The sequence below is a fragment of the Geobacillus sp. WSUCF-018B genome (assembly GCF_002809985.1).
GTDB classification, from domain to species: domain Bacteria; phylum Bacillota; class Bacilli; order Bacillales; family Anoxybacillaceae; genus Geobacillus; species Geobacillus thermophilus.
Genome location: NZ_PIJF01000079.1, coordinates 427 through 7,608 on the forward strand (window position 1 = coordinate 427; position 7,182 = coordinate 7,608).

At 46.7% G+C, this 7,182-nt stretch carries 4 protein-coding genes and 5 pseudogenes; 8 read left to right on the forward strand and 1 reads right to left on the reverse strand.

Going from position 1 to position 7,182, the window contains the following annotated elements; genetic code table 11:
- Positions 1-153: 153 nt before the first annotated feature.
- From CV944_RS15890 to CV944_RS15915, 7 genes and pseudogenes are all read left to right on the forward strand, one after another.
- Positions 154-495, forward strand: a pseudogene (locus CV944_RS15890) (electron transfer flavoprotein subunit alpha/FixB family protein); the annotation flags it as partial.
- A 7-nt stretch (positions 496-502) separates the two neighbouring features.
- Positions 503-1,324, forward strand: a pseudogene (locus CV944_RS15895) (FAD-dependent oxidoreductase); the annotation flags it as partial.
- Positions 1,325-1,413: 89 nt separating this feature from the next.
- Positions 1,414-1,485, forward strand: a pseudogene (locus tag CV944_RS18005) (hypothetical protein); the annotation flags it as partial.
- A gap of 64 nt (positions 1,486-1,549) precedes the next feature.
- Positions 1,550-2,347: pseudogene (locus CV944_RS15900) on the forward strand (glycoside hydrolase family 1 protein); the annotation flags it as partial.
- Positions 2,348-2,483: 136 nt separating this feature from the next.
- Positions 2,484-3,026 carry an NADPH-dependent FMN reductase gene (locus CV944_RS15905; protein WP_020278731.1) on the forward strand — a complete coding sequence of 181 codons (543 nt, stop codon included), beginning with the start codon at positions 2,484-2,486 and terminating at the stop codon, positions 3,024-3,026.
- A 422-nt stretch (positions 3,027-3,448) separates the two neighbouring features.
- Positions 3,449-4,320: pseudogene (locus CV944_RS15910) on the forward strand (YIEGIA domain-containing protein).
- 5 nt (positions 4,321-4,325) lie between these two features.
- Positions 4,326-4,532: a capping complex subunit for YIEGIA gene (locus CV944_RS15915; protein ID WP_033009915.1), complete on the forward strand. Its 207-nt coding sequence runs from the start codon at positions 4,326-4,328 to the stop codon at positions 4,530-4,532.
- Positions 4,533-4,818: 286 nt separating this feature from the next.
- Here CV944_RS15915 and CV944_RS15920 read toward each other — a convergent pair whose 3' ends face one another.
- On the reverse strand, positions 4,819-5,784 hold the full coding sequence (locus tag CV944_RS15920) for a multicopper oxidase family protein (protein WP_100664515.1): 966 nt from the start codon (positions 5,782-5,784) through the stop codon (positions 4,819-4,821).
- Positions 5,785-6,020: 236 nt separating this feature from the next.
- On the opposite strand from CV944_RS15920, the gene CV944_RS15925 reads away from it, so the two are divergent.
- Complete coding sequence (locus tag CV944_RS15925) at positions 6,021-6,956, forward strand: cupredoxin domain-containing protein (protein WP_033009919.1); 936 nt, start codon at positions 6,021-6,023, stop codon at positions 6,954-6,956.
- Positions 6,957-7,182 lie beyond the last annotated feature (226 nt).

Here is a 7,182-nt window from a genome sequence, read left to right on the forward strand (position 1 = left end):
TCTCCTTTCGAATGGCAGGTCGCACTTTCATTCTACAGGAGATCCGCCAGCAAGGGCTATTTTTATGCTTGCTCAAGTTTATCTAGCACCACGGGTTATTAATATCATTTTTATTATCTATATAATAGGAATGCTTGTTTCTATCAGAGGAAGGTGACCCCTGTTTCCTTGGAGTTGCTTGGAGCCGGGCGGACGCTGGCGGATAAACGCGGCACCGAGCTTGGCGGAGTGCTGATTGGAAGTGGTGTCAAACCGCTTGCGCCGACGTTGTTTGCCTATGGGGCGGATGTCGTTTATGTATACGACGATCCGATTTTTGCCCATTACCGGACCGAGTCGTATATGCGCGCTTTGCTTGACTGTTGTCAAAAGTATAAACCGGAAGTGCTGCTGTACGGGGCGACGCCGACAGGGAAAGACTTGGCGAGCGCCATTGCCACTGATTTGCCGACCGGACTGACGGCGGATACGACGATTCTTGATATCGAGGAGGAAATCCGCCATGCCTGAAAAATTTGATTGTATCGTCGTCGGAGCGGGGCCGGCCGGAACGGCGTGTGCCTATGAGCTTGCCAAAGCCGGGGTCAACGTATTATTGCTTGAGCGCGGCGAATATCCAGGATCGAAAAACGTCATGGGCGGCGTGCTCTATCGAAAAATGATGGAAGACATTATTCCGGAGTTTTATAAAGAGGCCCCGCTCGAGCGGCCGATCGTTGAGCAGCGGTTTATGCTGATGGATAAAGAGTCGGCGGTGACGTTCAGCTATAAAGGATTGGAGTGGGGGCGCGAGCCGTACAACAACTTTACCGTTTTGCGGGCGAAGTTTGACCAATGGTTTGCCGAGAAAGCAGTCGAACAAGGGGCGTTGCTCGTTTGTGAAACGGTGGCACTCGAATGCATCGTTGAAAAAGGCCGCGTCGTCGGTGTCCGCACCGACCGCCCGGACGGCGAGGTGTATGCCGATGTCGTCGTGCTGGCGGACGGCGTGAACTCGCTTTTGGCGAAACAGCTCGGGTTTCACCGCGAATGGCGGCCGGATGAAGTCGTGCTCGCAGTGATGGAAATTGTCAAGCTCGATAAAAAAGTGATCGAAGAACGTTTCAACCTTGAGCCGGAGCAAGGATGCACGATCGAGCTGCTCGGCGATGCAACAAAAGGCATATTAGGAACCGGATTTTTATACACCAATAAAGACACCTTAAGCATCGGCGTCGGCACGCTGCTTTCCGGGCTGATCAAACATAAAATCAAACCGTACGAGCTGCTCGAATATGTCAAAAACCATCCGATTGTAAGGATGGTTTTTTATGGGGAAGAAGAAACAGCGGAACGAAGCATTCGTCGGTGTAGGCGGAGCGGCGTTTGTAGTAAGCTAGTGGGGAGGCATACTTGCACAGGAGGGACTGACTAGTGGTTACAACGAACGAGGAGTTTCCCACCAACTTTTTATGGGGAGGAGCGACGGCGGCCAACCAGATCGAAGGAGGATTTGGCGAAGGAAACAAAGGGGTAAGCATTGCCGATGTGCTTCCGGGAGGAAAGATGCCATCATCAATTTGTCGCCAGCAGCCTGGCGGTGAAGGCGTGCCGCGAGATCATTCCGGACGCAAAAATCGGCTGCATGATTCTCGCCGCCCCCGTGTACCCGTACGACTGCAATCCAGAAAACGTCATGCATGCACTTGAAGAGGAGCGGCTGTTGAATTTCTTTTGCGCCGACGTTCAAGTGCGCGGCGAGTATCCATCCTTTATGAAACGCGTGTTCGACGAGCGCGGGGTGAAACTCGATATTCGCGACGGGGATTTGGAACTGATCAAGAAGCATACGGTCGACTATATCGGTTTAAGCTACTATATGTCCGTCACCCAGAAAAAAGACAAGATGGATGATGAGCTCATCCCCGGCAGCGTATTTGATGGGGTGAAAAACCCGTTCCTTAAAGCGAGCGACTGGGGCTGGGAGATCGACCCTATAGGGCTGCGCATCATTTTAAACCGGTTGTACGATCGGTATCGCGTACCGCTTTTTATTGTGGAAAACGGGCTTGGGGCGCATGACAAAGTGGGAGAAGACGGCTCGATTCACGACGATTACCGCATTGACTATTTGCGCCGTCATATCGAAGCAGCGCGTGAAGCGATCGCCGATGGCGTCGAATTGATTGGCTATCTCGTATGGGGCTGCATTGACCTCGTGAGCGCCTCGACCGGCGAGTTTTCAAAACGGTACGGGTTGATTTATGTCGATAAACACGATGACGGCAGCGGCACGCTCGAGCGGAGAAAGAAAAAGTCGTTTGATTGGTATCAAAACGTCATCGCGACGAACGGGGAAGAGTTATAATGGGAATGACCGCAAGGGGAATTTGAAGCAAAAGGCAGCTGATGGAATCGAATGGCAAAATAGTAAGGGAATGCGCGCTCGCCTTGCGCTGCGGGGGAAATTGACCATCAACCCCATTTGAAGGAGGACGAAAATGATGAACATTGTGGCTCTTGTCGGAAGCTTGCGAAAAGACTCATATAACCGGAAATTAGCGGAGTTTATGCGAGAACGGTACAAAGACAAATTCCAATTGGACATTGCCGATATCGGCGCTCTGCCGCATTACAATCAAGACGATGAACTCGATCCGCCCGAAGTCGTGGCGGCATTCAAGCGGCAAGTGGCGGATGCGGACGGGGTTTTGATCGTGACACCGGAGTACAATTGGTCCGTTCCCGGCGTGCTGAAAAACGCGCTAGATTGGCTGTCGCGTGTGGACAAAGTGTTGGTCAATAAACCCGTGATGATTGTCGGAGTATCGACAGGGATGATGGGAACAATCCGAGCCCAGCTTCATTTGCGCCAAATCTTGCAAAGCCCGGGGCTGGCTGCGAAAGTGTTGCCGCCGGCCGGGAACGAGGTGCTGGTGAATGTTGCAAGCCAAAAATTCGACGAAGCGGGAAATCTCGTTGATGCTGCGACGGTGGAATTTTTGGATCAAGTGATCGGGCGGTTTATCGAATGGGTCGGGCGCTAATGGCGACGGACTTCTTGCCTTCATAGATTGTGCGAAACAAAGGGTTGATCCAAAACGCACTCGCATTTTGGGTCAGCCCCTTTTTTGGCGTTAGTACTGTATCTTATTTTTTAGAATGTGTGTACTCTTTGTTTTGAGGACATATTGCACCTTTGGAGTAGTGGGCAAAATCAAATGTTTAACATTTGAGAAGAATGCCTACACTGAATGATGATATCAAAGCTTAGGCGGTTTTCGTTTGAAAAAGGACAATTGATTCGGGACGAAAAGACGATCATCCCCATCACCGACATGACGGCGAACGAAGCATACTCATTATAGAAAAATGTGTGAAGCTGTATCATGAAATTCTGAATATATCCAGCATTTCTTGAAGGGGTAGGCATATGAATGAAGAGTTGATTTCCGCCGAACATATTGCCATGATCGCGACAGCCGTTGTGTTAGGGACTTTAGCCCGTTTGTTGACGATTAAGGAAGATTTCCGACAATATCCGAGCTATCCGAATGGTTATTTCATTCATCTTGTAACAGGTTTTGTTGCTTCTTCCTTAGGCGCGGTTGCTCTTCCAGCATTAATGACAAAAAATTTTGTCGCTGTGACGTTTCTTGTATTAGCCATTCAACAATTTTGTGATGTTCGAAAAATGGAAAGGTACAGCTTAAAGGACCTTGAGAATACTGAATATACTTATCGCGGAAATGCTTATTTGACGGGATTGCAAAAACGTTTGAGGCGAGAAATTACCTAGCCTTAATCGTTTCCTTTTCCACCGCATTAACGATGCAGCTGCTGCCGGGGGCATTATGGGCGGATATGGTGTTTGGAGTCAGCGTGGGAAGCGTTGTTCTTTTTGTTTTAAAGCGGTTTTCAAAAGGAAAAACGATAGCCGATATTGCGGATGTTAAAGAAGGAAAAATCGAAATTAACGGTTCTGAGTTATTTGTCGACGGCATTTATATTTCTAACCTTCTTGGCACAGAAAATGCCCAACGATTGTTTCAGACTGAGGGAATGGCCGTTGTCATTTATCCGCGGGAAGAGCATTTTCGCATTGCGTTGGATAACTACGGACAGCGGCAAGCGGCCTTGTTTGAAGCAACGAGAGCGGTTGGGATCAAGCGGTACCATTTTACGCGAAAGGATTATGAAAAAGGGAGAATTGTGATTGTACTCGTACCAATTATAAGAGATATTGACAAATTTATTGCGGCTGTCAGACAAACTCCATTGCTTGAAAGTTTGCGAAAAAGCCATGCTGTCATGAAAACAAACTGGGTAGGAAAGGAGTAAGAAAAATGGGGAGAGAAGCATCAGAAAAGCCTCCTTATGAAATACTAGCAATCATTACACGAAGACAAAACAGGATTTTAGGTGGGAAGGCGCTGGCTTTATGGGCGGAAAGTGAGGAGGAGCAAAAAGCGATGACGATAGATATTGCAAAAGCGATGAAAGCGGATGTTGTTCAAATGAAAAATGGAGATTATCTTGTGATTCGCGTATAGGTGAATCACCGTGGTTTATCTTTTATTCGTTGATCCTTGCTGAGAACTTCAGCATTTGTTTTCATATCTAGAAGGCCGGTGAAAAACAGCTGTCACGAGCAAATCAACGGCATTGTGCCAAAAAAAGAAGGCTGATTCCACAAGTTTTATCTAATTGAGAAACAGATGGAGATAGCAGTATTTTGTACTAAATCACCAGGCTTCCGGAAGATTTTAGTAATTAAACTGGGCGTCAAAAATAGAGCGGAGAAAAACGGCGGCAGTGCCGTTTTTCTTGAATGACCGTTTATTTGGCGTAGCGAATCACCGTAAGCATGCCGCCCATTCCCTCCATTGCATGTGCGTTCGTTGTATGGTGAGGTTTATGACAGTGAAAGACCCAATTTCCCGGGTTGTTGGCCAAAAATTCGATGTTCCATGTTTCTCCTGGCGCTACATTAATCGTGTTTCGTTTTAATCTTGCCATCATAGGAATCGGATTTCCGTCAACCGCGGTGACAATAAAATCATGCCCGTGAAAATGCATCGGATGAGAATCCATACTTACATTGCCAAGGCGAATACGGACGCGTTCGCCATATCGGACAAATAAAGGAGCGGTATCAGGATAGGCTTTGCCGTTAATTGTGAAAAAATTAAACATCATTGACATTGGATCGATGTCATATATATTTGAAGCCGATTGTTTGGAAGGATGATCATTCATTGGATGGCTGCTAGTTTGCTGATGCATCTCCATCTGCACAGCCCACTCTTGAAGCAACAGAGCATAATCGCGGTCCACAGGTTCTTCGTATATGCCGCGCGAAATAAGCATGCCTGCTAATCCCATTAACTCTTGTTTTGCATCATGGACATGGCTGTGGTACATAAATGTTCCTGACTGTTGGATGCGAAATTCATACGTAAAACTTTCTCCCGGTTGGATAATTGGGCTGCCCCCAGGGCCGGGTACGCCGTCCATTCGGTTGGAAACAATTAATCCGTGCCAATGGACGGATGTCGCTTCTGGCAAACGGTTTTCGACTGTAATTTGAACATAGTCCCCTTGATTGACAAGAATCGTCGGCCCGGGAATACTTCCGTTGTATCCATACCCGCGGATTTTAATTCCGTTTACCAACTCATGCACGACCGGTTCCGCCCGCAAGTGAAATTGTTTTACCCCGTTTTTGAGAACCCGAAATGGCGCATCTTTTACATTGGGCGTGATAATAAGCGTTTGAGGATTTCCTGGCAAGTAACCATGCATTCCATCTTTCCCCTTTAGAGAAGGTATCACAATTTCATCATATGCTGCGGCATGTGTGGATAGTCGTTTTATGAACAGAATACATGCAGGTGTAAATACAAAAAGCTGTAATCGGATGACACGCTCTCTGTTTTCGTTCAAACTCAGCCGGTATGTTCACTGACATGGACTAACCTGTCATTTGCACACATATATGTGTACAAATAAACATTTGCAGGAGGGATCATCCGTTGCCGATGTTATTCACTGGGGGGATCGCGGCGGTTTTGTCTTTCATTGTGATTGCTTTCATCTTTATCAAAAGGAAGAAAATCACATGCATGGCTGGAATGATGGCGGCGATGGCGTTAGGAATGTTGGCTGGGCTGACAGGCGGCCTGCTGGCTGGGATTTCTTACAACGGCAATCTCTTTTTGTCAACCATTTTAGGAATGGCTTTCGGGTTTTTAGCTGGATTTTTAGCCGGGATGCCGATCAGCATCATGGCCATCATCGACGGTGTTTTATCAGGAGTCATGGGCGGCATGATGGGAGCGATGTTAGGAGAAATGATTGCGCCTGAATATCGGGATTCTACGGTTCACATCATGCTTGTTCTATTTGTTGGAATGGCTTGTATTGTTCTATACATGCTTCAACAAGAAACGGGGTTTAACCGTGCGTTTTTGATCAATAAACTATTCCATAACCCGCTATGGTTAGCAATCGTCCTTCCGTTGTTTTTCTATTTGTATAACCATTTATACAATGAATTTTCTCGATCTTCTAATCTTCCGATAACGAATCCGCCTATGAACCATTTTATGGATGGCCACAACCAAACTGCATCTCCGTTAAGCATCGAAACAAAGGGGAAAAAGGTAGTGATTGAAGCGACTGAATTTTATTACTTTCCTGAGAGTTTGCAACTGACTGTAGGACAGCCTGTTACCTTAATTCTGAAAAATAGCGGTCAAATGGAACACGATATCGAATTCGAAAATATGAAGATTTTGTTACAGCAGAATGACCATGGAAACCATGCAGAAAATGCGGACGTTCATGTTCATTCCTTGCCGGGGAAAACAGCCGAGGTGACGTTCATACCAATCGAACGCGGTGTGTTTCGATTTTATTGTACGGTTCCAGGGCATAAAGAATCTGGTATGGTTGGATTTGCGAAAGTTTCATAAGATGATGGCTGCCGAGATCTTCTCGGCATTTGTTTTGACCAATAGAAGGCGTGGCGACTAAAAGGGAAATGAACTTTTGTGTAAATTAGCACATTATTTCAGAGTCCCTTTTTCAAATTATTTCAGACGGATTCGGAAATAATGTGCAAAATTTTTGCGGATTGTTCCGGATTTTGCACATTCTTTCGGAACGTTTGCACGCTCTTTCAGATGAAGATTTCCAGCG

Coding starts and splice junctions, on each gene's coding strand:
- CV944_RS15905 (WP_020278731.1), top strand. CDS start 2,484: ATGAACATTGTGGCTCTTGTCGGAAGCTTGCGAAAAGACTCATATAAC.
- CV944_RS15915 (WP_033009915.1), top strand. CDS start 4,326: ATGGGGAGAGAAGCATCAGAAAAGCCTCCTTATGAAATACTAGCAATC.
- CV944_RS15920 (WP_100664515.1), bottom strand. CDS start 5,784: ATGCATGGTTACTTGCCAGGAAATCCTCAAACGCTTATTATCACGCCC.
- CV944_RS15925 (WP_033009919.1), top strand. CDS start 6,021: ATGTTATTCACTGGGGGGATCGCGGCGGTTTTGTCTTTCATTGTGATT.